The 24,652-nt window shown below is 72.6% G+C and carries 22 protein-coding genes and 2 pseudogenes; 12 read left to right on the top strand and 12 right to left on the bottom strand.

Features of this window, described 5'->3' with window-relative positions; translation table 11 throughout:
• The 3 genes and pseudogenes from M878_RS87200 to M878_RS87190 form a co-directional block, all read left to right on the top strand.
• A pseudogene (locus tag M878_RS87200) lies at positions 1–660 on the top strand (hypothetical protein); the annotation flags it as partial.
• Between the two features lie 72 nt (positions 661–732).
• Positions 733–1,986, top strand: a complete 1,254-nt coding sequence (locus M878_RS87195) for an AAA family ATPase (RefSeq protein ID WP_031226963.1) — start codon at positions 733–735, stop codon at positions 1,984–1,986.
• Positions 1,983–3,236 (top strand): vWA domain-containing protein, encoded by a 1,254-nt coding sequence (locus M878_RS87190; RefSeq protein ID WP_023552944.1) that lies wholly within the window; start codon positions 1,983–1,985, stop codon positions 3,234–3,236. Before M878_RS87195 ends, M878_RS87190 begins: the two co-directional genes overlap by 4 nt.
• A gap of 101 nt (positions 3,237–3,337) precedes the next feature.
• On the opposite strand, the gene M878_RS87185 is transcribed toward M878_RS87190, so the two are convergent.
• Positions 3,338–4,423 carry an ABC-2 transporter permease gene (locus M878_RS87185; RefSeq protein WP_031226962.1) on the bottom strand — a complete coding sequence of 362 codons (1,086 nt, stop codon included), beginning with the start codon at positions 4,421–4,423 and terminating at the stop codon, positions 3,338–3,340.
• Between the two features lie 125 nt (positions 4,424–4,548).
• Between M878_RS87185 and M878_RS87180 the strand changes: the two genes are divergently transcribed.
• Positions 4,549–4,956, top strand: coding sequence for a MarR family winged helix-turn-helix transcriptional regulator (locus M878_RS87180; RefSeq protein ID WP_245238444.1), 408 nt, complete (start codon positions 4,549–4,551; stop codon positions 4,954–4,956).
• Between the two features lie 60 nt (positions 4,957–5,016).
• Here M878_RS87180 and M878_RS87175 read toward each other — a convergent pair whose 3' ends face one another.
• A complete protein-coding gene (locus M878_RS87175) occupies positions 5,017–5,778 on the bottom strand; it encodes a GNAT family N-acetyltransferase (protein ID WP_023552941.1) in 762 nt (253 codons plus the stop codon).
• Positions 5,775–6,698 carry a quinone oxidoreductase family protein gene (locus M878_RS87170; RefSeq protein WP_031226960.1) on the bottom strand — a complete coding sequence of 308 codons (924 nt, stop codon included), beginning with the start codon at positions 6,696–6,698 and terminating at the stop codon, positions 5,775–5,777. The genes M878_RS87175 and M878_RS87170 overlap by 4 nt, the downstream gene beginning before the upstream one ends.
• 191 nt (positions 6,699–6,889) lie before the next feature.
• Here M878_RS87170 and M878_RS87165 point away from each other — a divergent pair, with 191 nt between their 5' ends.
• The 5 genes from M878_RS87165 to M878_RS87145 all read left to right on the top strand — a co-directional run bounded on the left by M878_RS87165 (position 6,890) and on the right by M878_RS87145 (position 11,105).
• Positions 6,890–7,495, top strand: coding sequence for a sulfite oxidase-like oxidoreductase (locus M878_RS87165; RefSeq protein ID WP_031226959.1), 606 nt, complete (start codon positions 6,890–6,892; stop codon positions 7,493–7,495).
• 37 nt (positions 7,496–7,532) lie between these two features.
• Positions 7,533–8,297 (top strand): ferredoxin reductase, encoded by a 765-nt coding sequence (locus M878_RS87160; RefSeq protein ID WP_031226957.1) that lies wholly within the window; start codon positions 7,533–7,535, stop codon positions 8,295–8,297.
• Positions 8,298–8,512: 215 nt separating this feature from the next.
• Entirely contained in the window at positions 8,513–9,097 is a 585-nt protein-coding gene (locus M878_RS87155) for an Rv1733c family protein (protein ID WP_023552937.1), read from the top strand.
• 106 nt (positions 9,098–9,203) lie between these two features.
• Entirely contained in the window at positions 9,204–10,172 is a 969-nt protein-coding gene (locus M878_RS87150; RefSeq protein ID WP_023552936.1) for an acetylxylan esterase, read from the top strand.
• Between the two features lie 192 nt (positions 10,173–10,364).
• Complete coding sequence (locus M878_RS87145; RefSeq protein WP_023552935.1) at positions 10,365–11,105, top strand: GntR family transcriptional regulator; 741 nt, start codon at positions 10,365–10,367, stop codon at positions 11,103–11,105.
• Here the strand turns inward: M878_RS87145 and M878_RS87140 are convergent.
• Both M878_RS87140 and M878_RS87135 read right to left on the bottom strand, forming a co-directional pair.
• Positions 11,075–11,827: a class I SAM-dependent methyltransferase gene (locus M878_RS87140; protein ID WP_023552934.1), complete on the bottom strand. Its 753-nt coding sequence runs from the start codon at positions 11,825–11,827 to the stop codon at positions 11,075–11,077. The two genes, M878_RS87145 and M878_RS87140, sit on opposite strands and share 31 nt — an antisense overlap.
• Positions 11,828–11,831: 4 nt before the next feature.
• On the bottom strand, positions 11,832–12,395 hold the full coding sequence (locus M878_RS87135) for a PadR family transcriptional regulator (RefSeq protein WP_023552933.1): 564 nt from the start codon (positions 12,393–12,395) through the stop codon (positions 11,832–11,834).
• Between the two features lie 72 nt (positions 12,396–12,467).
• On the opposite strand from M878_RS87135, the gene M878_RS87130 reads away from it, so the two are divergent.
• From M878_RS87130 to M878_RS95385, 3 genes and pseudogenes are all read left to right on the top strand, one after another.
• Positions 12,468–12,866 (top strand): nuclear transport factor 2 family protein, encoded by a 399-nt coding sequence (locus tag M878_RS87130; protein WP_023552932.1) that lies wholly within the window; start codon positions 12,468–12,470, stop codon positions 12,864–12,866.
• Positions 12,867–13,754: 888 nt separating this feature from the next.
• Positions 13,755–14,903: a transcription termination factor Rho gene (rho, locus tag M878_RS87125; protein ID WP_023552930.1), complete on the top strand. Its 1,149-nt coding sequence runs from the start codon at positions 13,755–13,757 to the stop codon at positions 14,901–14,903.
• Between the two features lie 101 nt (positions 14,904–15,004).
• Positions 15,005–15,886 (top strand): annotated as a pseudogene (locus M878_RS95385) (D-alanyl-D-alanine carboxypeptidase family protein); the annotation flags it as partial.
• Between the two features lie 11 nt (positions 15,887–15,897).
• On the opposite strand, the gene M878_RS000000101550 reads toward M878_RS95385, so the two are convergent.
• From M878_RS000000101550 to M878_RS87085, 7 genes are all read right to left on the bottom strand, one after another.
• Positions 15,898–17,280: a glycosyltransferase 87 family protein gene (locus M878_RS000000101550; protein WP_037731182.1), complete on the bottom strand. Its 1,383-nt coding sequence runs from the start codon at positions 17,278–17,280 to the stop codon at positions 15,898–15,900.
• 5 nt (positions 17,281–17,285) lie between these two features.
• Entirely contained in the window at positions 17,286–18,689 is a 1,404-nt protein-coding gene (mptB, locus tag M878_RS87110; protein ID WP_023552927.1) for a polyprenol phosphomannose-dependent alpha 1,6 mannosyltransferase MptB, read from the bottom strand.
• A 157-nt stretch (positions 18,690–18,846) separates the two neighbouring features.
• Positions 18,847–19,776 (bottom strand): glutaminase, encoded by a 930-nt coding sequence (locus tag M878_RS87105; protein WP_031226954.1) that lies wholly within the window; start codon positions 19,774–19,776, stop codon positions 18,847–18,849.
• Between the two features lie 59 nt (positions 19,777–19,835).
• The gene (gene aspA, locus M878_RS87100; protein WP_023552925.1) at positions 19,836–21,245 is read right to left on the bottom strand and encodes an aspartate ammonia-lyase; all 1,410 of its coding nucleotides are present in this window, start codon (positions 21,243–21,245) and stop codon (positions 19,836–19,838) included.
• Positions 21,246–21,379: 134 nt separating this feature from the next.
• Positions 21,380–22,396, bottom strand: coding sequence for an asparaginase (locus tag M878_RS87095; RefSeq protein ID WP_023552924.1), 1,017 nt, complete (start codon positions 22,394–22,396; stop codon positions 21,380–21,382).
• 40 nt (positions 22,397–22,436) lie between these two features.
• Positions 22,437–23,876: an amino acid permease gene (locus M878_RS87090; RefSeq protein ID WP_023552923.1), complete on the bottom strand. Its 1,440-nt coding sequence runs from the start codon at positions 23,874–23,876 to the stop codon at positions 22,437–22,439.
• Complete coding sequence (locus tag M878_RS87085) at positions 23,873–24,553, bottom strand: FadR/GntR family transcriptional regulator (RefSeq protein WP_031226953.1); 681 nt, start codon at positions 24,551–24,553, stop codon at positions 23,873–23,875. The genes M878_RS87090 and M878_RS87085 overlap by 4 nt, the downstream gene beginning before the upstream one ends.
• Between the last annotated feature and the right edge of the window lie 99 nt (positions 24,554–24,652).

Raw genomic sequence — 24,652 nt, 5'->3', positions numbered from 1 at the left:
GGTGCGGCGAGCCTTCGGGGCTCCGCCGGGCTTCCGCCGGGTGGTCTCTCCGCCGTGCCGGTGCTGCCCGACGCGGCGACCTGGGTCCCGCCCGACCTCGAACTGCTGCGCGCCGGGCTGCTCACGCCGGACCGGCTGCATCCGCTGGTCGCCGCCGCGCTGGCGCCCGCTCACCGGGCGGAGGGTCTCCGCGAGGACGCGGACCCGGTGGCGCGGGCGCGGCTCGTGGAGTGCCGGGGAGCCACGCACCGGCTCGGTCTGGTCGACGGCGTCCTGGTCCCGCTGGACCACGAGCCGGACGAGATCCGCCGCGAGGAGCTGCTGGTCGCGCTCGGCGGGCCGCCACTGCCCTGTCTGCGGGTCATCGACGAGGCGCACCGGCGTCCGGACTGCCTCACCGGTGTACGGGAACGGCTGGACCACGGTGACACGGACGGCGCCCTGGCCGTGGTCGAGGGGCTGCTGGGCCCCGGTGCGGTGCTGCGCGCGGGGCCGCTGCGGGACGAGCTGGCGGCGGCCGCCGAGCGACGTATCGCCCACGGGCTGTACCGGGCGGGTCTGACCGGCCCCGGCGGCAGCGCCTCCACCACCCGCAGCCGCCACGCCGACCGGAGCCGCCGCCCCACCCGGAGCCAGGCCCGCACGGTCGCCTTCTTCTGAACCCCCGTTCCCTTTCAGTTCCTCTGAACCTCCTTTCCTTTCCCGCGACTTCACACCTCAGGTGATGCCTTCATGCCCTCGTGCCCTTCCGACACCCTGCCGGCAGGCCGGCCGGACGCCCCTCAACTCGCCGTTGCCGGTGCTCTGTTGACCCTGCTGCGGGATACCACCACCGAACCCCGCGCCGATATCCAGCTGGAGGCGCTGACCCTGGCCGTGGCGGCCGATCTTCCGGTGCTGCTGTGGGGTGAGCCCGGCATCGGCAAGACGGCGGCGCTGACCCAGCTCGCCACCGCCCTGGACCTGCCGCTGACCACCGTGATCGCGAGCGTCCACGAGCCGTCCGACTTCTCCGGCCTGCCCGTCGTAGGCGACGACCCCGCTGTGCAGGGCGTGCCGATGGCCCCGCCCGACTGGGCGGTGCGGCTCGTGCGGGCCGGGCGGGGGCTGCTGTTCCTGGACGAGCTGTCCACCGCTCCCCCGGCCGTGCAGGCGGCCCTGCTGCGGCTCGTGCTGGAGCGGCGGATCGGCGCCCTGCGGCTGCCGCCCGGGGTGCGGATCGTGGCCGCGGCCAACCCGCGCTCCTCGGCGGCCGACGGCTGGGAGCTGAGCCCGCCGCTGGCCAACCGGTTCGTGCATCTGCAATGGGCGCACGACCACGACGTCGTCGTACGAGGCCTCGGCGGGACCTGGCCGCGGGCGACCCTGCCCGCGCTCGACCCGGAACGGCTGCCCGAGGCCGTGGCGTTCGCCCGGCGCGTGGTGTGCGAGTTCCTCGTCGCGCGGCCGGGGCTGGTCCACCGGCTGCCGAACGGCGAGAGCCGCCGGGGCGGCGCCTGGCCGTCGCCGCGCAGCTGGGAGGCGACGCTGCGGCTGATCGCCTTCGCGACCGCCGCCGGATCGTCCCGGGACGTGCTGTCGCTGCTGGTCCGGGGCACCGTGGGCGACGGTCCCGGGCTGGAGCTGCTGGCGAGCCTGGACCGGATGGACCTGCCCGATCCCGAGATGCTGCTCGCCGACCCGGCGGGTGCCGGGCTGCCCGAGCGCGGGGATCTGCGGCAGGCCGTGCTGGACGGTGTGGTGGCCGCGGTCCGCAGGCGTCCGGAGCGTGCTCGCTGGGACGCCGCCTGGGCCTTGCTGGTGCGGGCGATGGAGACCGGGGCACCGGACGTGGTGGTCGTCCCGGCGACCACGCTGGCCTCCCTGCGCCGGGAGGACTGGGCCGTACCGGCGGCGATCGAGCAGCTCGCCGGGGCGGTGTCGCTGTCCCGGCGCGCCGACGAGGCCGCTCGTCGGGCAGCGCGCACCACCGGGGCCCGCCGATGACGGCGGAGGCGCCGGGCGCACTGGACCTCGGCAAGCTCTTCGCCGCGCGGCTGCACGCGGCCCGCGTCCGCCCGTACCTGGCGACGGCGTTGTTCGCGCTGCGGCCCGTGGAGTCGCGGGAGGTGCCGACGATGGGGGTCGACCGGTACTGGCGCTGCTATGTGTCCCCGGCGTTCGTGGACCGCACACCGGTGGCGGAGCTGGCCGCGGTGTGGGTGCACGAGGTGGCCCACCTGCTGCGCGACCATCACGGGCGCAGCGACCGGTACGCCCGCGAGCACCGGCTGACCGGTCCCGGGGAGCGCTTGCGGATGAACATCGCCGCGGACTGCGAGATCAACGACGACGTGTACGGCGAGGGGCTGGCGCGGCCCGAGGACTGCGTGACACCGCACCGACTGGGGCTTTCTGAAGGCGAGTTGATGGAGGACTACCTGCGGCAGTTCCGGCTCGGGCCGGGCCTGGAGCGGCTGGCCTGGCTGGACTGCGGCAGCGGCGCCGACGGGCTGGACCGGGGGTGGGAGCTGGGGCCGGACGGCGCGCACGGGCTGAGCGAACAGGAGCGGGACGCGATCCGGTTCCGGGTGGCGCAGGGCATCAGGGGCGCTCCGGGCAGCGCCCCGCAGGGCTGGCGGCGGTGGGCGGAGGAGGTGTTCCATCCGCCGCAGCCATGGCGCCAGTTGCTGGGCTCGGCGCTCCGCTCGGCAGTCTCCGGACCGGGTGCGGGCGAGGACTACCACTACGGCCGTCCGGCGCGGCGCTCGGCCGGGCTGCCCCGGGTCGTCCTGCCGAGTCTGCGCCGCCGGCCGCCCCGGGTGTGCGTGGTCGTCGACACGTCGGGGTCGGTCAGTGACGCCGAACTGGGCAGCGCGCTGCTGGAGGTGGCCGCGATCTGCCGGGCCGTGGGCGGCCGGCGGGACCTGGTCTCCGTGCTGTCCTGCGATGCCGCGGCCCGGACCGTGCAGCCGCTGTGCCGGACGGAGGGCATCGAGCTGGTGGGCGGCGGCGGGACGGATCTGCGCACCGGGTTCGCGCGGGCGCTGCGGACGCGCCCCGACGTGGTGGTCGTCCTGACCGACGGGCAGACGCCGTGGCCCGAGGCACGGCCGGCCTGCCGGACGGTGGTGGGGCTGTTCCCGCGGGCCGGTGGGTCGTACGACGAGAACGATCCGGGTTACCGGCCGGACGTGCCGCCGGCGTGGGCGCGGGTGGTGACGATCGGGTCGGCGGCGGGACGAGGGATGCGATGAGGGGATGACGCGCCGGCAGGGAGCCGCGCCCGTCAGCGCCGGGCGCGCTCCCTGCCCGTGGCCGACGACAGATCAGATACCCGTCCCTGGCCGGTATCGGGTCAGACGCCGACCGTCTCCTCGACCTCTTCTTCGATCTCTTCCGCGGCTTCCTGCTCAGCGGGCCGCGCGGGGATCGGCACTGCAGCCGTCTGCGCGGCGGGCTCGCCGTGGCCGGCCGCGTGCCGGGCCTTCCGGGGCCGCTCGTACAGGGCCGCGATGCCGGTCACCACCAGGCCCACCAGCAGCCAGACCACGAGGGTCCACACGTTGCGTGCGAGGCCGTCGTCGCCGAAGTACAGCAGGCTGCGGATGCCCTCGACGAAGCCGGCGCCGTTCCAGAAGGCGTGCAGGGTGCCGAAGAAGCCGTTCTGCAGCTCGGGGCGGAACAACCCGCCGGAGCTGGTGAAGTTGAGCATGACGAACAGCACCATCATGGTGAGCGTCGTCCACCGCTTGAGGAAGGTGTGCAGGCCGACGCCGATGAAGAGGATGCCGGCCGAGTACAGCCAGGCCATGCCCCACACGCCCGCGAGGTCGTGGTGCGCGAGGTGGAAGACCGGTCCTGCGAGCAGCGCGCCGATGCCGCTGACCACGGCGGAGACGCCGAGCACGAGCAGCGCCCGAACCCGCATGGCGAGCCCGGCGCCCGCGGCACCGAGGGCGGCGACCGAGGCGTAGGAGCCGATGCTGAGGGCGATCAGCAGGAAGAACAGGCCCTGGCCGGTGGGGTCGTCGGCGACCGGCGCGGCCACGTCGGTGACCTTCAGCGGCACGCCCTCCTTGGCGGCGACCGGCGTGAACACCTTCTCGACGGCCGTCGCGCCCATGTCGGAGGCGGCGCTCGCCACCAGCAGCTCGGGCGTGTGTGCGCTCGGCACATAGGCGCCGGTCACAGCGCGGGACTTGAGCAGGCCGACGGCGTCGGCGCGGGTGGCGACCGTGCGGACGTCGAGCTTGTCCCCGGCGGTGTCCTTGACCGACTGGGCGAAGACCTTCGCCTGCGGGGTGGTGCCGACGACGGCGACCGGCAGGTGGTGCGGCTCGGGGGTGACGAAGGCACCCATGTATGCGAGCCCCATGCCTATGCACATCAGCAGCGGGGTGATCAGGTGCGTGAGCACATGGCGCAGTGCCGGTGACCTCATCGCGGGCGACCTCCAAAGGTTGGCTTATGCAACTTCCATTTCAAGTTGTACTATACAACTAGAACGCCGGAGGAGGTATTCCCGTGAGCGCAGCGGAGTCGGCCGTCGAGACGATCCAGCGCGAGATGACCATCTTCGCCCGCCGGGCCCGTGCCTCGGCGGGCCGTATGCACCCCGAGCTGTCGCTGGTGTCGTACACCCTGCTCGGCCATCTGGAGGAGCGCGACGGCTGCCGGGCCACGGACCTGGCGGCGCACTACGCGCTCGACAAGTCCACGGTCAGCCGCCAGGTGTCCGCGCTGGAGCGGGCCGGGCTGATCGAGCGCCGCCTGGACCCGGAGGACCACCGGGTCCAGGTGCTGCATCTGACAGAAGCCGGCCGGGAGATCCTCGCCCAGGTCACCCGCAGCCGCCGGGCCGCGTTCCGCGAGCGGCTGGCGGACTGGCCGGAGGAGGACCTGGTGCGCTTCGCGGCCTACCTGGAGCGGTACAACGCGGGTCCGGGCGAGACCGGGTCCGACCGACCCGCGTGACCCGCCGCTCGCGGCGCCTGTCCCGAGGTCACCGGGCGCGGGCGCTCGCGCTCGTGGCGGTCACGCCACCGGCACCGCGGCCCGGTCGTCCGCCAGTCGCTCCGGGGCGCGGGCCGCGAGGAAGGCCGTACGCCGGCGCAGCCGGAAGCCCAGGGATTCGTACAGCCGGATCGCGTGAGTGTTGTGGGCGCCGGTGTGCAGGAACGGTGTCTCGCCGCGCATCCGTATGCCGTGCGCGACCGCGAGGACGAGCCGGGTGGCGAGGCCCTCGCCGCGGAAGGCCGGGTCGGTGCAGACCGCGCTGATCTCGGTCCAGCCCGGCGGGTGCAGCCGCTCCCCCGCCATGGCGATCAGCGCGCCGTCTCGGCGGATGCCGAGGTAGGTGCCGAGTTCGATGGTGCGCGGCTCGAAGGGGCCGGGCTGGGTGCGGGCCACGAGGTCGAGCATCTCGGGGACGTCCGCCGGGCCGAGGGCGACCGCCTCCGCGTCCGGCGCGGCGGCCAGGCCGTCGTCCACGAACTGCACGCCTTCGACCCGGAAGGTGATCTCCCAGCCGTCCGGGAGCTCACCCCGGTAGCCCGGCAGCGGGATCTCCGCGCCGGGACCGGCGAGCGCGGCAAGGTCCGCCCAGTCCCGTGCGTCCGGTGCGTCGGGCAGCGCCAGCCAGGGCGACACGTCGACGGGATAGCGCAGCACCCGGCCGCGCCGCTCGGCGAAGCGGGCGTGCGGGCCGGTCAGTGAGGCGAGGGCGGGGTTGTCGAGGACGTGCGGGGCGTCAGCGGGGGTCTGCTCGCCGACGCCCGGGCCGGCTATGACGCTCACGCGCCCACCTCGATCACGATCTTGCCGAGGGTGTGCCCGTCCTCGACGGCGCGCAGCGCCGCGCCTGCCTCCTGAAGCGGGAAGGCACGGGTCACGTGCGGATTCAGCGCGCCGCGCACGGCGAGGTCGGCCACCGCCTCCAGGACGGCGGCGGTGCGGGCGCGCTGGACGCGGTCGCCGCCGAGCGCGGCGACGGTCTCCTGCGGGGAGCCGGCGGTGACCAGCTTGCTGCGGTCCTTGAGCAACTCGGCGGCCTCGGTGAGCACCGGGCCGCCCACCAGGTCGTACACCCCGTCGATGCCGTCGCGGGCGACGGCCCGCACCCGCTCGGCCAGTTCGGGCCCGGAGGACACGTGCACCGCGCCGAGGGACGCCACGAAGTCCTTCTTGCCCGCGCTCGCCACGCCCACGACGCGCAGTCCGAAGGCGCGGGCGATCTGCACGACCGCGCTGCCGACCCCGCCGCCCGCGCCCGTCACCAGCAGGGTCGCGTCTGCGGGCAGGTCGAGCTGGCGGAGACCGTCGTAGGCGGTGGCGGCGGCGACCGGGAGCGTGGCGGCGTCGCGGAAGGACAGCGCGGCAGGCTTGTGGGCGGTCACACCGGCGGCCAGCAGGGCGTACTCGGCGTACCCGCCACGGGTGGTGCTGCCGAACACCTCGTCGCCGGCGGCGAATCCGGAGACCCCCGCGCCGGCCTCCTCCACGACGCCGGCCGCCTCGCTGCCGAAGACCATGGGGAAGACGCGCTCGTCCTCGCCGGGGCTGCGGAAACCCTGGCGCATCTTCCAGTCGACGGGATTGACGCCCGCCGCGCGGACCGCGATCAGGATCTCGCCGGGGCCGGGACTCGGGCGGTCCAGGTCGATCAGCGCCTCGGTCTCCGGTCCTCCGTGCCGCGTGTAGACATACGCCTTGGGCATGCTCATACCTCGCTCTCTCGCGCTGTCACCGGTGTACCGGTGCCGGCACCGAGGGCAAAGGAGAAGCGCCGCAGAGCTATTCCCCTGGGCCGAAAGAGTTCATAAGCACGCAATCATCGGGCGGTGACCAGGCCATCATCGGCGCTATGACCAGGGACGGAGCACCCGGTACGACAGCGTACGGTTGAAGTATGAACGTTACGCGAGGCTTTATGGGCCGTCCGCGCGTGCACAACCCGGGGCTGCCGCCCGGGCAGTACGACGCGGGCGAGGACTGGCCCGTCCTGTCCGCCGAGGTCACTCCCGACCTCGCGGCGGCCGACTGGTCCTTCAGCATCGACGGCCTGGTCGAACGGCCGCACACCTGGGACTGGGACGCCGCGCACGCGCTGCCGGCGTCGGCGTACGACGGTGACATCCACTGTGTCACCGGCTGGTCCAAGTTCGGTGTGCGTTTCGGTGGCGTCTCGCTGGACGCGTTTCTTAATGTGGTGCGGCCCCATGTGTCCGCCACCCATGTGATCGCCGCCTCCCACACGGGCTACACCACCAACCTGCCGCTCGCCGATCTCACCGGCGGGCGTGCCTGGATCGTCTGGGAGTACGACGGGAAGCCGCTGCCGTCCGAGCACGGCGGCCCGGCGCGGCTGCTGGTGCCCCACCTGTACTTCTGGAAGAGCGCCAAGTGGATCGCGGGCCTCACGCTGCTCGACCACGACGAGGCGGGCTTCTGGGAGCGCAACGGCTACCACGAGCGCGGCAACCCCTGGGAAGAGCAGCGGTATTCCGGTGACTGACACGGTGACGACGAGCGACCCGGCAGCGCCGGACCCGATCGCCCCGGCAACCGGTTCAGGCGCTCCGGCCGCGCGGTTCGCGGTGCCCGGGCGCATCGCGGTGAGCGAGCAGGCGGCGGCGGTGTGGCAGACCGCCACGCTGACGGAGATCCGGCGCGAGACCCCGCAGGCGGCCACCTTCCGGCTGGCGGTGCCGGGCTGGGCGGGGCATCTGCCCGGCCAGCACCTGATGCTGCGGCTGACCGCGCCGGACGGCTATGTGGCGCAGCGTCACTACTCGATCGCGTCGGCGCCGGACGGCTCCGGGCACATCGAGCTGACCTTGGACCATGTGCCGGACGGCGAGGTCTCCGGCTGGTTCCACACCGTGGCCCGCCCCGGTGACACGGTCGAGGTGCGCGGACCGCTCAGCGGTTTCTTCGCCTGGCCGGGCGACCGGCCCGCGCTGCTGCTCGGCGCCGGCTCGGGGATCGTCCCGCTGATGTCGATGGTGCGGCACCACCGCGGGCACGGCCTCACCGTGCCGCTGCGCATGCTGGTGTCGGCGCGCAGCCCCAAGGAGCTGATCTACGCCTCCGAGCTGGGCGCGGAGACGACGCCCGTCTTCACCCGCAGCGCCCCGCAGGGGATGGCGGTGGGACGTCTGGCGGCCGCACATGTGGCGCCGCTCCTGGCCGAGGAGCCTTCCGGTGGGTGGGAGGCCTATGTGTGCGGATCCAATGGTTTCGCCGAACACGCGTCCCGGCTGCTGGTCGCCGCGGGCCAGCCGGTGGACCGGATCCGTATCGAGCGCTTCGGCTGACCCCGGTTCGAGCGCCGGGGTCGGCCACGTGATCGTGGGGCGCGTGGCGTGATTCCGCGCTCCAGGTGGGCTCGAACTCGCGGTTCGTCGTGTGGGCGAGGTGCTCCGTACGGGGTACGAGACGTGTGTGGACGCTCGTGTGCGTGAGCGGTGGGGGTGGCGGGCCGGCGACCGGCTCGGCTGCTCTCCGGCTCCGACGGTGCGAGGAGGTGGGCATGCGTACCCGGGTGCGCGGCTGGCGCTGGCAGGGCAATCCGCTGCGGCGCCGCTCGGATGTCATCGAGGCGTGGACGGTGCTGATCGTCGCCGTCCTGCTGTTCGTCGTCACGCCTCTGGTCGGCGTGGCCGCGGGGCTGCACGCTCTTGACCATGCCCGGACCCTCGCGGCCGCACAGCGGGCCGAACGCCACCAGGTGCGGGCGCTGGTGATCGGCGACCGGGCCGAGCCGGTGTCCGCCGTGCAGAGCGACCGCGAGCATCCGTACCGTGCCCAGGTCCGCTGGACCGAGCCCGGCAAGGGGACCCGTACGGCGTGGGCCCGGGTGCCGGCCGGGACCCGGACCGGAAGCACGGTCACGGTGTGGTTCGACGCCCGCGGCCGCGGTGTCGCGCCGCCGCCGGACCGGGCGGCGGTCCTGCAGCACGCGGTGACCGTCGGGGTGTGCGCGGCGGGCGGTGCGGCGGCCGTCGTACTCCTCGGACACGCCGTCGAGCGGCGGATCGCGCTGCGGCACCGGCTCGCGGAGTGGGAGCGGGAGTGGGAGCGCACGGGACCGAGGTGGACCCAGCCACAGGCGTGAGAGTGACCCGGCCGCCGAGGGGCAGGGGGCAAAAGCTTGCCGTTCCGTTCTCCGAACCTCCGCGTACGGTGAGCTGACGCTGTTTTCCTCACAAAGGCGGTTGCTGATGGCCCTGTTCGACCTTCCCCTCGACGAGCTCCGCACCCACCGCAGCGAGTCCGTCGAGCCCGAGGACTTCGACGCCTTCTGGGACAAGACCTTGGCGGAGGCACGCGAGCACGCGCTGGACGCCCGATTCGAGCCGGTGGACGCCGGGCTGTCCACGGTCGAGGTGTACGACGTGACGTTCGCCGGGTTCGGCGGCCACCCGGTCAAGGGCTGGCTGCGGCTGCCCGTCGGGGCGGACCAACCCCTGCCGCTGGTCGTGGAGTTCATCGGCTACGGCGGCGGGCGCGGCCTGCCGCACGAGAACCTGCTCTGGGCGTCGACGGGCCGGGCGCACTTCGTGATGGACACCCGCGGCCAGGGCAGCGCCTGGGGCGCCGGTGGTGGCACGCCGGACCCGGTGGGCGCGGCTCCGGCGTACCCCGGCTTCATGACACGCGGCGTCGACGCGCCTGAGAACTACTACTACCGCCGGGTGTTCACGGACGCCGTACGCGCCGTCGAGGCGGCCCGTGCGCACCCGCTGACCGACGCGGCGCGGACCGTGGCGCTCGGCGCGAGCCAGGGCGGCGGCATCACCCTGGCCGTCGGCGCGCTGGTGCCCGATCTGGTCGCGGTGGCGCCGGACGTGCCCTTCCTGTGCGACTTCCCGCGCGCGATGACGCTGACGGTCCGTCATCCGTACCGTGAGATCGGCCTGTTCCTCAAGACGCATCGCGGCCGCTCGGCGGAGGTGCGGCGCACGCTGTCGTACTTCGACGGGGTGCACTTCGCGGCGCGGGGCCGGGCGCCGGCGCTGTTCTCGGCGGCGCTGGAGGACCAGACCTGCCCGCCGTCGACGGTGTTCGCCGCGTTCAACGCCTGGGCGCACGAGGACAAGGCGATCGAGGTCTACGACTTCAACGACCACGAGGGCGGCGGCCCGTTCCACGAGGCGGAGCAGGTGCGCTGGCTGCGGTCGTACGCCTGAGACAACGGGCGCGGGCACGGACAGGGCCTCCCGTCCGCGCACGGGACACCGGGTTCGCCGAAGCCGAGGCAGGTGTGGGTGGGTTTCGGCCGAACCCGCAGGGTGCTCTTCCCTCGTGGTTTAGACCAATGCTAATTGTGGTCGCGCAATGAGCCCGCACGGCTACGTCTTGTCACAACAGGAGGGCGCGGCATGGCCCGCACCACCCCGCACGAACCCGCACCGAGCGACGACCGGCCCCTGTACGGACGGATCGCGGCGCTGCTGCTCGACGAACTGCGCGACGGCACCATTCCGCCCGGTGAACGGCTGCCGGGCGAGCGGCACTTGGCCGCGCACTTCCAGGTCAGCCGGGAGACCGTCAGGCAGGCGCTGGAGCTGCTGCGGCGCAGCGGCCTGATCGCCACCGACCGGCGGGGCAGCCATGCCACGCTGCCCGGCCTGCCGGTCGGGGCCCAGGGGACACCGGTCTTCCCGCTGGGCGCCCGCTCGGCGGACCCGTCCGCGGTCGACCTGGCCACGGTGACCTGGGAGGCGCCACCGCCGGAGCACGCGCAGGCGCTGGGCCTGGCGCCGCTCCGGCCGACGCTGGTGCACCGCTACCGGTCGGCCACGCCGGACGGCCGGTCGCTGCGGACGGCGGTGACGTCGTTCTCGGCGGTCGCGCTGGCCGAGGTCGCGGAGCTGGCCCGGTACCGGGGCCGGGCCGACGGCGCCACCCCGGCGCAACTGCGGCGGGCTTACGACTGGATGCGCAAGGCCGGTCTGTGCCTGCACCACCGCGACTCCATCAGCCAGGCCGACGCCTCCTCGATGCGGGTGACCCGGCGCGTCCACGACCAGTACGCCCGGCCGCTGGAGATCACGGATCTGGTGGTGGACGCCGGACGGGACGCCCTGGTCTACGAGTTCACGCTGCCCGCGGCCGGCTGAGCCCGCCGGGCCACCACCAGCCGGGCCCGTGGGCTGCCGTCGCCGCGCCACCCGAACTCGGGCAGGGCGTACAGGTCGACGGCGAACCCCGCCCGCTCCAACTCCCCGAGTACGGCGCCGAGCCGGAAGGCCCGGTAGTACATGACGAACGGCGGCCGCCACAGCGCGTTGCGCACCCGCATCACCGTGTCGAAGCCGAGCAGCATCCAGAAACCGGCCCGCGTCGGACGGGGCGGGGCGAACACCGGAAAGGCGAACCGGCCGCCCGGCCGCAGGACGGAGTGGACCTGGGCGAACAGCCCCGGCAGTTCCCGTGGCAGGAAGTGACCGAACGCGCCGAAGGACACCACGAGATCGAAGGCGGAGCCGAACGGCAGGGAACGGGCGTCGCCGCGCACCCAGGCGACCCCGGGCCCGCCGGCGGGCCGCACCCGCTGCCGGGCGACGTCGAGCATGCCCGCGCTGAAGTCGACCCCGGTGACGCCGCGGCGGCACAGCCCGGTCAGCACCTCGGCGCCCGCGCCCGTGCCGCAGCACAGGTCGAGCCCGTCCTCGAAGGGGCCGAGCGGGGCGAGCGCCTTCGCCACGGACCGCAGCACCTCGTCGGGCGTCCGGAACGGCGTGTGATCGAACTTCGGGGCGAGCAGGTCGTAGCCACGCTCGACGGACGACAGCGCCTGCACGGCGAGTTCACGCAGGCTGGGGCCTTCGGGACCGAACATCTCCTCAGCCTAGGGCCACCCGCTGCCGCAGCACCGCGAGGACCCGTTCGCACCAGCGCAGGTTCTCCTCCTCGAAGGCGATCCCCGCCACGAGCGTGAGATACGGGCCGATACGGTCGGCCTCGCGGAGGTACTCGTCCTCGGTGCGGCCGTCGAGGAGGCGGTCCTGTACCCGGCGGTAGCGGTCCAGCTTGCCCTGGGCCCAGCCCCTGCGCTCCTCGATCAGCGCGCGGGTGACCCCGGTGTCGCCGCCGTCCATCGCCTGGATCTTGATGAGGAGTTCGTCGCGGATGGCCGTGGGCCGTTTCGGGGGCTCGGCGGCGAACGCGCCCAGCTCGGTCCGGCCGGCCTCGGTGAGCGTGAACATCCGCTTGTTCGGCCGCCGTTCCTGCTGCACGGTCCGGGCCTGGACCAGCCCGTCCTGAGCGAGGCGCTCCAGCTCACGGTAGAGCTGCTGCGGAGTTGCGGGCCAGAAGTTCGCGAGCGAGACGTCGAACGCCTTCGACAGCTCGTAGCCCGAGGCCTCACCCTCCAGCAGGGCGGCCAGGACGGCGTACTTGAGCGACATGTGGACAGGCTAACAGCCGTTGATTAATCTCATCCGCACCTATTCAATTAGTTGACTATACGAGGTGGTCCGATGCACGCGTTCCGCAGGGCGGTCGAGGCCGGGGACATCGATGCCGTCGAGGCGCTGCTGGCCGAGGACGTCGTCTTCACCAGCCCGGTCGTCTTCAAGCCGTATCCGGGCAAGGCGATCACCGCGGCGATCCTGCGCGCGGTCTCCCAGGTGTTCGAGGACTTCCGGTACGACCGTGAGATCGGCGACCCGGCCGGCCCCGACCACGCGCTGGTCTTCACGGCCCGGGTGGGCGACCGCGAGCTAACCGGCTGCGACTTCATCCATGTGAACGAGGACGGCCTGATCGACGACCTCATGGTCATGGTCCGGCCGCTGTCCGGCGCACACGCCCTCGCCGAGGCGATGGGCGCGCGGTTCGCCGACATCGTGAAGGAGGCGGAGGCGCGGTCGGCGTGAGCGCGCCTCCGTCCCGTGGCCGTCAGCCGACCGTCAGCGTGATGGCCCCTGTGTAGGTCTTGCCGGGCGTGACGGCGGTCGCGGTGCCGTCGACCGTCATCGCCAGGGACCTGCAGAGCGGGGCCCGCACGGCCGCGCCGGGCCGGGTACGAGGTGCCGGTGACCGTCCACGTCCAGCCGTCGGTCAGCCGGACGACGACACCGTTGTTGACGGCCACCTGCACGCTGTTGGTGACGATGCCCAGCACGTACATTGACCGGGCCCGGGTCGTCCAGCTCGATCATCTGCAGGATGATCTCGACGCCCACGCCGAGGAGTTCGCAGATGCCCCCGTCGGCAGGGGCAGCGCGAAGTGCCGCCGCAGGTCGCGACTCCGATTCCGGCGGCCGCTGCGCGGGCCAGGCCGTCCGGCAAAATCTCAGTCAACTGCTCGGCCCAGAGCCGTAGTTGCTCCGCGCGGCGAGGCGTGAAGGCCCAGCCGACCAGGAACCGCAACCGCCGGCGGTCCTCGCCGTCAGCGGTCGTCGGCGCCTCGTGCCCGAGTACGGCCACCCCCTCGATCCCGCCGGACAGTGCACCGGGGCCACCGCGGGGCGGGAACAGACGCGGACGGCTTCATGTTGACCGAGACAGCCGCACGGGTATAGTGCGATCAGCGCGTGTGCGTGTCCCGTCGTACGGACACCGGTGCCGCTTCTTCTCCATCAGCCCCTCGGCCGAGGCTCCAGACCGGCCCGGGCTTCTTCTCTGCACCACCTCGTGACCAGGGCGTTTCCGCCGTACCCGAGGTGCCGTTCCCGCCGCCCGGAGGCAGCTGTCACCGCCTCCCGCTCACGGCTCTCCCCCCTTCCCCCGCACTTCTTCCGTCCTTGAAAGGACTTCCCACCATGACCACCACACTCGAACACCCTCCCGTGGTCCAGCAGGCCCCGGCCGCCCGGCTCGTCACGGGTGTCCTCGACATCGACGCGCACGGGAAGGGGCAGCTGCGGGCCGCGAGTCTGCTGCCCTCCCCCATCGATCCGCAGGTCCCGGCGGCGCTGATCCGGCGCCACGGTCTGCGCAAGGGCGACCTCGTCGAGGGCGTCCGGGGCGCTCAACGCGCCCTGATCGAGGTCACGGGCGTCGACGGACGCGACCCGGCGGACCTCCGGGGCCGGCGCCACTTCCGCGACCTCACCTCGCTTCACCCGCACGACCGCATCCGCCTCGAACACCCCGCGTCCGGATTGGCCGGGCGCGTCACCGACCTCCTCGCGCCGGTCGGCAAGGGCCAGCGCGGACTCATCGTGGCCCCGCCGAAGAGCGGCAAGACGGTGCTGCTCCAGCAGCTCGCCGCCGCCGTGGCCGGCAACCACCCGGAGTGCCGGCTGATGGTCCTGCTACTGGACGAACGCCCCGAGGAAGTAACCGAGATGCGCCGCTCCGTGCGCGGCGAGGTGTACGCCTCCACCTTCGACCGGACGCCCAAGGAACACATCGCCCTCGCCGAGCTCGTCGTCGAGCGGGCCAAGCGCCGGGTGGAGGCCGGCGAGGACGTCGTGATCCTGCTGGACTCGCTGACCCGGCTGTGCCGGGCGCACAACAACGCCTCCGCCGCCGGCGGCCGTACCCTGAGCGGCGGTGTCGACGCGGGCGCGCTGCTCGGCCCCAAGCGGTTCTTCGGCGCCGCCCGCCAGGCCGAGGAAGGCGGCTCGCTGACCATCCTCGCCACCGTGCTGGTGGACACCGGATCCCGCGCCGACGGCTACTACTTCGAGGAGCTGAAGAGCACCGGCAACATGGAGCTGCGGCTCGACCGGGAATCCGCCGCCCGGCGTCTCTTCCCCGCCGTGGACCTCGACGCCACCGGCACCCGCCGCGAGGAGCTGCTCCTCACCCCGGCCGAGTTGACGGCCGTACACGGTCTGCGCCGGGTCCTGCGCTCCCGCGAGGGCGGACCGTCCGGTCTGGAGACGCTGCTGGAGCGGCTGCGCTCCACCCCCGGCAACGCCGCGTTCCTGCGGCAGATCCGGCCCACCCTGCCCACCGGCTGACCCCGCTCCGAACAGGGCGGCTCGGGCATTCGGGTTCCCCGGATGGGCCGAACGGCCCCGCACAGCGCGAGGGATACCGGACCCGTTCGTACGTTGAGCATATGATCACCGGATTCTCTCATCGGGCGGCCGTGTCGGCCTGTTCCCTATGCGTGGCGGGCGTGCTGGCGTTCATGCCGGCCACCTCCACCGCCGGGACCCGGGCCGGGGAACCCGCCCCGCCCGCTCCCCGGGCGGCGATGCCCGGCCCGTCCCTGCTCTACGACTCCGGCACCCAGGTCCGGCTGCGCCGGGGCGCGCCCGAGGTGCCCGAGGTGTCGGCGCTGTCCTGGGTGGTGGCCGACGCCGGCAGCGGCGAGGTGCTGGCCGCGAACGACGCGCACCGCAAGCTGCCGCCCGCGAGCACCCTGAAGACACTGTTCGCGCTGACCGTGCTGCCGACCCTGCCCGCTGGAATGAGGCACACCGTGCGCGACGAAGAACTGGCGGACATCGGCGCGGGCAGCAGCATGGTCGGCGTCAAGGAGGGACACTCCTACGAGGTGGCCGACCTGTGGCGCGGTGTCTTCCTCAGCTCCGGCAACGACGCCGTGCATGTGCTGGCCGCGCTGAACGGCGGCTGGGCGGTCACGGCCAAGCAGATGCAGGCCAAGGCACGTTCGCTCGGCGCCCTGGACACCCATGTGGTCTCCCCCGACGGCTACGACGAGGACGGCCAGGTGTCCTCCGCCTTCGACCTGGCCGTCTTCGGCCGGGCGGGGCTGCGCAACCGCGACTTCGCCCGTTACTGCTCCACCGCGGAAGCCATGTTCCCCGGCGACGGATGGTCGTACGGCATCCGGAACACCAACAAGCTGCTGACCGGCGCGGGCGGGGTGGAGCGGTATCCGGGGCTGATCGGCATCAAGAACGGCTACACCACCAACGCGGGCAACACCCTGGTCGCCGCGGCCCGCCGGGACGGGCGCACGCTGCTGGTGACCGTGATGAACCCTCAGGCAGGCGGGTCCACCGTGTACGACGAGGCCCGCGAATTGCTCGACTGGGGCTTCGAAGCCGCCGGGCACGTGGATCCGGTCGGTTCGCTGGACGGGCTGCGTGCCAAGTCGAGGCAGGCGTCGCCGGCCGCGCCGGTGGTCGCCGCGGCCACATCCCGGCCGGCGGACGACGACTCGGACTGGACGGTCCCCGGCGTCGTCGCGGGGCTCTGCGGGCTCGGCGCCGTGGCTGTGGTACTGAGACTGCGGGGCAAGGGCAGGCGCACCACGCGTGACTGACCCGTCGGCAGACCGAGCAGCAGACCCAGTGTGATCCAGGTGTAGGTGTTGCTGCCGAGGAAGCCGCCGATGCCGGAGGCGTCGTCGAACCACAGCCAGACCACGCTCGTGCACAGCACCGCGTACAGGGCGCCCGCGATCCGCGGGTGCCCGGTACGCAGCAGCACGGCGAAGGACGGCAGCAGCCACACCAGGTGGTGCACCCAGGTGATGGGGCTGACCAGGCAGGCCGCCGCCCCGGTGAGCGCGAAGGCCGCCGTCCAGTCGCCGGCCTGCACCGCCCCTCGGGTCCGCCACGCCCAGACGCACAGCGTCAGCAGGACCGCCGTCGCCCACAGCGGACGGCCGGTCTCGCCGAGGCGGGCCAGCACTCCCTGCAGCGACTGGTTCGACACATAGTCGAGCCGGCCCACCCGGCCGGTGTCCCACAGGGCCTCGGTCCAGTAGAAACGGGACGCCCGAGGGTCCGCCCAGACAGCCAGCGCGGTCGCCGCGGCGGCGACGGCCGTTGCGGCACCGGCCGCCCGGCGGCGCCCGGCGAGCAGCAGCAGGCCGATGAACAGGGCAGGTGTCAGCTTCACCGCGGCGGCGAGCCCGATCCCGGCGCCCGCCCAGCGCCCCCGGCCGGTGGCCAGCAGCCAGCAGTCGCCGAGGACGAGCGCGAGCAGCACCAGGTTCACCTGGCCGAAGCTGAAGGTGTCCCGCAGCGGCTCGAACAGCGCGAGCAGACACAGGCACAGCGACCAGCGGAACCAGCCGTGCCGACGCCAGTCCGGCCCGCTCAGGATCCGCAGGACCACCGCCAGCGCAGCCAGGTTGACCAGCAGGGACGCCACGATCGCCGAGGTCCGGCCCAGCAGGGCCAGCGGCAGCATGGTGACCGCCGCGAACGGCGGATAGGTGAAGCCGTAGGTGGTGCCCGGCACGTGGTAGTCGTAGATCCGGCCGCCGTGGTGCACCCAGGTGTGCACGGCGCCGTAGTAGACGCGCAGGTCGAAGAAGCCGCGCAGCAGCGGCACGGTGGCGGTGAAGACCGTCACGGCCGCGACGAGGGCGAGGACGAGCAGCGCCCGGCCGCGGTCCGTGAGGGGGCGCGGCAGCCCGCTCACGCCGTACGTCCCGGTACCGGGGCCTGGGCCGCCTGGTGGGCCTGCCACAGGACGACCACGCCGAGCACCCCGCCGGAGACGGCGAGCACCAGCTGCCCGAGGTCGGCGGGGCCGCCGCTCGGCAGGACGGCGAGGGCGAGGACGCCCGTCAGGGCCGCGACCCGGTGCCGTACGGAGGTGTTCGGTGCGGCGGCGGCGATGAGGAACAGCCCCCACAGCACGTACCAGGGGCGGATCGCGGGACCGAACACGGCGACCGTCAGCAGGCTGAGCCCGAGTGCGTACACGGGTCTGAGGCGTAGTCGGCGCCATATCAGCGCCACGGCGACGGCGGTGGCGGCCAGGCCGAGCGCATGCCAGGCCGGGACGGCCAGCGGGGCCAGGCTGCTGCCGAGGTGTTCCAGCAGGGCACCGGTGGCGCGGCCGAGCAGGCTGGTCAGGGCCCAGTTGTGCGGAGAGACCGGGGTGTTCAGGGCGCCGATCCAGCCGTAGCCGGTGCCGGCGATGGCCGTCGCGACGACCGTGCTCACGGCGGAGGCCGCCGCCGTGGTCGCGGCGGCCGGCAGCGGGCGCCGGCCGGAGCGGACCTGGAGAGCCACGACCGCCAGCAGTCCGAGCGCGGCCGGCGCCTTGACCAGGGCGGCCAGGGTCACGAGGACCGCCCCGACCACACCGCCGGCCGGCCGGTCCCCGCGTGCGGCGACCAGGCCGAGCCCCAGCAGACCCAGCATCAGGGCGTCGTTGTGGGCGCCCGCGACCAGGTGCAGCAGGACGAGCGGGTTGAGTGCGCCGAGCCAGAGGGCGGCGGCCGGGTCGGCGCCGCTGTGCCGGGCCAGCCGCGGCAGCGCCAGCGCCATCAGGGCCACACCGAGCAGGGCGACCAGGCGCATGCCGAGCAGTCCGGCGGGCAGTTCGCCGCGGGTCAGGCCGGTCAGCGCGGAGGCCAGTCCCAGGAAGGCGGGGCCGTAGGGGGCGCCGGTGTGCTGCCACATCGGGGCGACCTCGTCGGCGAGCGGGCCGCCGAGCTGGGCGGGGCCGTGGGCGTAGACGTTCATATGGGCATGAGCCATGGCGCCCTGCGCCAGGTAGCTGTAGACATCCCGGCTGAACAACGGCGGCGCGAGCAGCAGCGGTGCCGCCCACACGGCCAGCACGAGCAGCAGGGTGCGCGGGGTGGGCGGCTGCGGTCCGCGCACCAGGCGGCCGAGGAGCACCCAGGCCGCTATCAGCAGGACGACTCCGAAGTAGACCCCCACCAGCCCGAGCGCCGCCTGGGCCGAGGCAGGCGCCAGCAGGTTCTGCACCGGAAGGGCACCGGCGGTCTCACCGCCCAGCGCGAGGAAGGCGGTACCGGCCAGCCCGAGCAGCTGACAGCGGCGGAGATCGAGGGGGAATGCCATGGCCAACACTGGCTCAGCGTGTCAACGCAGGGTGGCCGGAAAGCGACGCGCAGCCCTCCGGGCGGGGGCCGAGATGTGACCGCGGGGGGTGGGCCACGGTGCGTCGCCGGCTGCGGGTGAGGCTGATTGCCCCGCCCTGTGCTGGAAAGTGCCCCCCTCAGAAGACCGACAAGCCCGTCAGGGTCGTGAAGCGGTCCAAGGCCGCCACCCCCGCCACCGAGTTGCCCCGTTCGTCCAGGCCCGGACTCCACACGCACAGCGTGCACCGGCCCGGTACGACCGCGATGATCCCGCCGCCGACCCCGCTCTTGCCGGGCAGCCCCACGCGGTAGGCGAAGTCCCCGGCCGCGTCGTACGTCCCGCAGGTCAGCATCACCGCGTTGACCTGCTTGGCCTGGCTGCGGGTGAGCAGCCGGCCGCCGTCGGCGCGGATGCCGTGCCGGGCGAGGAAGCCGGTGGCGAGGGCCAGATCGGCGCAGGACGCGGTGACGGAGCACTGCCGGAAGTACTGGTCGAGCAGAGCCGGCACGTCGTTGTCGATGTTGCCGTAGGACGCCATGAAATGGGCGAGGGCGGCATTGCGGTCGCCGTGCGCGGTCTCGGAGGCGGCGACGTCCAGGTCGAAGTCCAGTCCGGCATTGCCGCTCTCGGCGCGCAGGAAGGCCAGCAGCTCGCCCGCGGCGTCTCCGGTACGGGTCTGGAGGCGGTCGGTGACGACGAGGGCGCCCGCGTTGATGAAGGGGTTCCGCGGGATGCCGTTCTCGTACTCCAGCTGGACCAGGGAGTTGAAGGGGTTGCCGGAGGGCTCGCGGCCCACGTGTTCCCAGAGTTCGTCGCCCTCGCGGGCCAGGTCCAGGGCGAGTGTGAAGACCTTGGTGATGGACTGCGCGGAGAACGGCTCACGCCAGTCCCCCACCCCGTACACCGTGCCGTCCAGCTCGGCCACGGCCATACCGAACCGGCGGGGGTCGCGGGCGGCGAGGGCCGGGATGTAGTCGGCGGCCCGGCCGCGGCCGGGCGTGCGTCCTATCTCCTCGGCGATGCGCTCCAGGACCGGCAGAAAGGTGAGGGACGACGTCGTTGTCATGATCACTATTGTGCCTCCCGGCCGGTCCCGGAACGTAATCGGGTGTGCGTCTCCGCAGGTCAGGCGGCCGGTGCCCCGCTGCCCGCGACGACCTCGGGGCGCAGCAGCTCGGCGAGCCTCTCGGCGGGCAGCAGCCCCTTCTCCAGCACCAGTTCGGCCACCCCACGGCCCGTGACGAGGGCCTCCTTGGCGATGTCGGTCGCGGCCGTGTAGCCGATGTGCGGGTTGAGCGCGGTGACCAGGCCGATGGAGTTCTCCACGGTGGCGCGCAGCCGCTCGGTGTTGGCGGTGATGCCGTCGACGCAGCGCTCGGCCAGCGTGAGGCAGGCGCTCCGCAGGTGCGTGATGCTCTCCGACAGGGAGTGCAGGATGATCGGCTCGAAGGCGTTCAGCTGGAGCTGTCCGGCCTCGGCGGCCATGGTGATGGCGACGTCGTTGCCGATCACCTCGAAGGCGACCTGGTTGACCACCTCGGGGATCACCGGGTTGACCTTGCCCGGCATGATGGACGAACCCGCCTGCACCGGCGGCAGGTTGATCTCGCCGAGGCCCGCGCGCGGACCGGAGGACAGCAGCCTGAGGTCGTTGCAGCTCTTGGAGAGCTTGACCGCGATCCGCTTGAGCACACCCGACATCTGGACGAAGGCACCGCAGTCCTGGGTGGCCTCGACCAGGTTGGCGGCGGTGACCAGCGGCAGCCCGGTGATCTCCGACAGGTGCCGGCGGGCGGCCTCGGCGTATCCGGCGGGGGCGTTGAGCCCGGTACCGATCGCCGTGGCACCGAGGTTGATCTCATGGATCAGCTCGACGGCCTCGGCGAGACGGCTGCGGTCCTCCTCGATCATGACGGCATAGGCGGAGAACTCCTGACCCAGCGTCATCGGCACGGCGTCCTGCAGCTGAGTACGGCCCATCTTGAGCACGTCACGGAACTCGACGGCCTTACGGGCGAACGAGTCCTGCAGTACAGCCATCGCCTTGAGCAGTCCACGTACCGCGAACACGGTCGCTGTCTTGACGGCGGTCGGGTAGACGTCATTGGTTGACTGACCCAGGTTGACGTCCTCGTTGGGGTGCAGATACGTGTACTGCCCCTTCTCGTGGCCGAGGAGTTCCAGCGCGCGGTTCGCCACAACCTCGTTGGCGTTCATGTTGGTGGACGTGCCGGCGCCGCCCTGGATGACGTCGACGACGAACTGGTCGTGCAGCTTGCCGGTGCGTATCTCCCGGCAGGCGGCGACGATCGCGTCCGCCTTCTCGGGCGGCAGCAGCCCGAGTTCCGCGTTGGCGAGCGCGGCGGCCTCCTTGACTGCGGCCAGGGCATCGATCAGATGCGGGTACGCGGAGATCGGCGTACCGGTGATGGGAAAGTTCTCCGTCGCACGCAGGGTGTGCACACCCCAGTAGGCGTCGGCGGGGATGTCACGGTCGCCGAGCAGATCGTGTTCGCTGCGGGTGGTGGCGGTCATGAGGGTGCGGTCCTCTTTCTGGGGTACTGAGGTGTCAAAGGGGCGCGGGGCTGTATCAGATGTGCGGCTCCGCCGCGCGGGCGCGACCAGCCACAACGGACCCGCGGATCCAAGACGGCCGATCCAGCGGAGCACTACGCGGAGGCAGCGAGTGGAACCGGGTCAAGGGCGCGGACAGCGCGCACGCACCCCACCGGCTCCCCGCCCCCGAGCAGCGGTTCCCCCGCGAACTCGGTGAGCAGCTCCGGGTCGACGCCCACACGGGCGAGCGCCGCCGCCGCGACCGGGATCCGCGCCCGGTTCGCCCCGTCGGCGATCTTCACGGCGATGGCCCGGCCATCCGGCAGCGCGGCGACCTGAACGCCCTCGAACCCGTCCTTGGCCAGCAGCCCCGGCACGGCTCGCATCAGCGAAGCGACATCGCGGCCGGAGCCGGAGGCCATCTCGGCGTGCTCGCGCATCGCGTCGGCCACCTGCGCCTCGGGGGTGCCGGGGGCGGCCGAGGTGATCCGGGACAGGGCGCGGGCCAGGCCGTGCAGGGAGATGGAGAACAGCGGCGCGCCGCAGCCGTCGACGGTGACGCGGGCGACCCGCTGGCCGGTCAGGTCCTCGACGATCTCCTGGATCGCCTGCTGCAGCGGGTGCCCGGGGTCGAGGTAGTCCGTGAGGGACCAGCCGTTGAGCCGGGCGGTCCACAGCATGGCCGCGTGCTTGCCGGAGCAGTTCTGGGCGAGCCGGGAGGGCAGACGGCCCTCGCGCACCCAGGCGTCCCGGACGACCGGGTCGAACGGCATGTCGGGGACGTTGCGCAGATCGTCCTCGGTGAGCCCGGCGAGTTCGAGGATGCGCCGGGTGCCGGCGAGGTGGCGTTCCTCGCCGGAGTGGCTCGCGGCGGCCAGCGACAGCAGTGCGCCGTCGAGCGGCAGCCCGGCCCGCAGCATGGCCACGGCCTGGAGGGGCTTGACTGCCGAGCGCGGGTAGAAGGCGGCCTCGATGTCGCCGAGCTGGAACTCCACCCGGCCGTCGGCGCCGAGGACGACGACCGAGCCGTAGTGGATGCCCTCGACGACCCCGCCGCGGACGAGGTGGGCGACGGGGGCGTGGAGGGGTTCGCGGACGACGGGGGCGCCGGCGGGGGAACTGCTGTACATCACTGCCTGAATCGTGAGTCGGGGTCGGCCGGTACGCGGGTCACGCGTCGGCGCCGGTGGACGTGCGGGATATGCGGCCGCGGATGGCGTACCAGCCCGCGACCAGCGCTGCGACGATCAGCGGCAGACAGAGCACGGTGGTGCGTCCGGCGCCGCCGTCGGCGTACATGAGGACCAGGACGGAGGCGAGGAACGCCAGCGTCACGACTTCGGTCCAGGGGGAGCCCGGCAGCCGGTAGGACGGCCGGATCAGTTCGCTCCGCCGGGTCTTCCGCCAGAAGAGCAGGTGACAGATCATGATCATGCCCCAGGTCGCGAGGATACCGATCGCCGCGAAGTTGAGGACGATCTCGAACGCGTCGGCGGGGACGACGTAGTTGAGGCCCACGCCGAGGACACAGATACCGCTGGTGAGCAGGATTCCGCCGTACGGGACCTGGCTTCGGCTCATCCGCCCCGTGAACTTGGGCGCCGAGCCGCTCATGGCCATGGAGCGCAGGATGCGGCCGGTGGAGTACAGGCCGGAGTTGAGCGAGGACATGGCGGCGGTGAGCACGACCAGGTTCATCACGTCACCGGCCGCGGGGATGCCGATGTGCGACAGGACCGTCACGAAGGGGCTCTGGCCGGCGCTGTACGCGTTCCAGGGCATCAGCATGGACAGCAGGACGACGGAGCCGACGTAGAACAGGCCCACACGCCACATGATCGAGTTGATCGCCTTCGGCATGATCTTCTCGGGGTTCTCGGTCTCTCCGGCGGCCACGCCGACCAGTTCGACGGAGGCGTAGGCGAAGACGACACCCTGGATGATCAGCAGCATCGGCAGCAGGCCGTTAGGGAAGACGCCGCCGTTGTCGGTGATCAGGGACGGACCGGGGTGGTGGCCGTCGACCGGGTGCTGGGTGACCAGCAGGAAGATGCCGATGCACATGAAGACCACGAGCGCGCTGACCTTGACGATCGCGAACCAGAACTCCAGTTCGCCGAAGATCTTGACCGAGATCAGGTTCACGGTCAGGACGACGGCCAGCGCGATGAGCGCGATCACCCACTGCGGGATGTCGGAGAACATGCCCCAGTAATGCGTGTAGGTGGCGACCGCGGTGATGTCGGCGATACCGGTGGTCGCCCAGTTCAGGAAGTACATCCAGCCCGCGGTGTAGGCGCCCTTCTCGCCCAGGAACTCCCGCGCGTACGACACGAAGGCGCCGGAGGACGGGCGGTACAGGACGAGTTCACCGAGGGCGCGTACGACCAGGAAGGCGAAGACGCCGCAGACGGCGTAGGCGATGAACAGGGAGGGTCCGGCGTCGGCGAGCCGGCCGCCCGCGCCGAGGAAGAGGCCGGTGCCGATGGCTCCGCCGATGGCGATCATGTTGACGTGCCGGTGCTTCAGGCCTTTGCTGTAGCCGGCGTCTCCGGCGTCGACATGGCCGGACGAGGGGCGCGTCTCGTCTTTGAGGTGCTGCTCGCTCACGCCTCGGGTCCGCCTTCCGTGGGGAGGTCGTCCGTCCGCTGGGGACGCACGATGTCGGTGAGGGTCGTCTCGACGCGGTCCAGGTGGTGGCTCATGGCCTCCACCGCGTCGTGTTCGGAACCGTCGACCAGCGCCTCGACGATCGCCCGGTGCTCGCGGTTGGACTGCTCGCGGCGCCCGCCCAGTTCGTTGAGGAAGGCCGACTGACGCGCCAGTGCGTCGCGGATCTCCTCGATGACCCGGCGGAAGACCGGGTTCTGGGCGGCCTCGGCGATCGCGAGGTGGAACAGCGTGTCCATCGCGACCCAGGCCGTGGTGTCCGTCTCCCGCTCCATGCGGTCGAGCAGATGGGCCAGGTGGTCCAGGTTCTCCGGGGTGCGGCGCGCGGCCGCGTATCCGGCGACCGGGATCTCGATGTGCCGGCGCACCTCGAGCAGGTCGCTGGCCGCGTAGTCGCCGAAGGTGGGGTCCTCGACGGCGTTCGCGACGACGAAGGTGCCCTTGCCGGTCCGGGAGACCGTGAGGCCCATCGTCTGCAGCGCGCGCAGCGCCTCGCGCAGCACGGGCCGGGACACCTCGAGGGTGCGGCACAGCTCGGCCTCGGAGGGGAGCTTGTCGCCTATGGCGTACTCACCGCGTTCGATGGCGCCGCGGAGGTGGCCGAGGACCGCTTCCATGGCGCTGACGCGCCGCGGGACCAGGCCACCTGTCTGGCTGTCTGACAGGTTCACGGGAGCGATCCTGCGGGTTGCCCGCCGGGACTGTCAAGACGTCCC

The organism is Streptomyces roseochromogenus subsp. oscitans DS 12.976 (assembly GCF_000497445.1).
GTDB lineage: Bacteria > Actinomycetota > Actinomycetes > Streptomycetales > Streptomycetaceae > Streptomyces > Streptomyces oscitans.
This window is presented reverse-complemented; position numbering and strand designations above follow the sequence as displayed.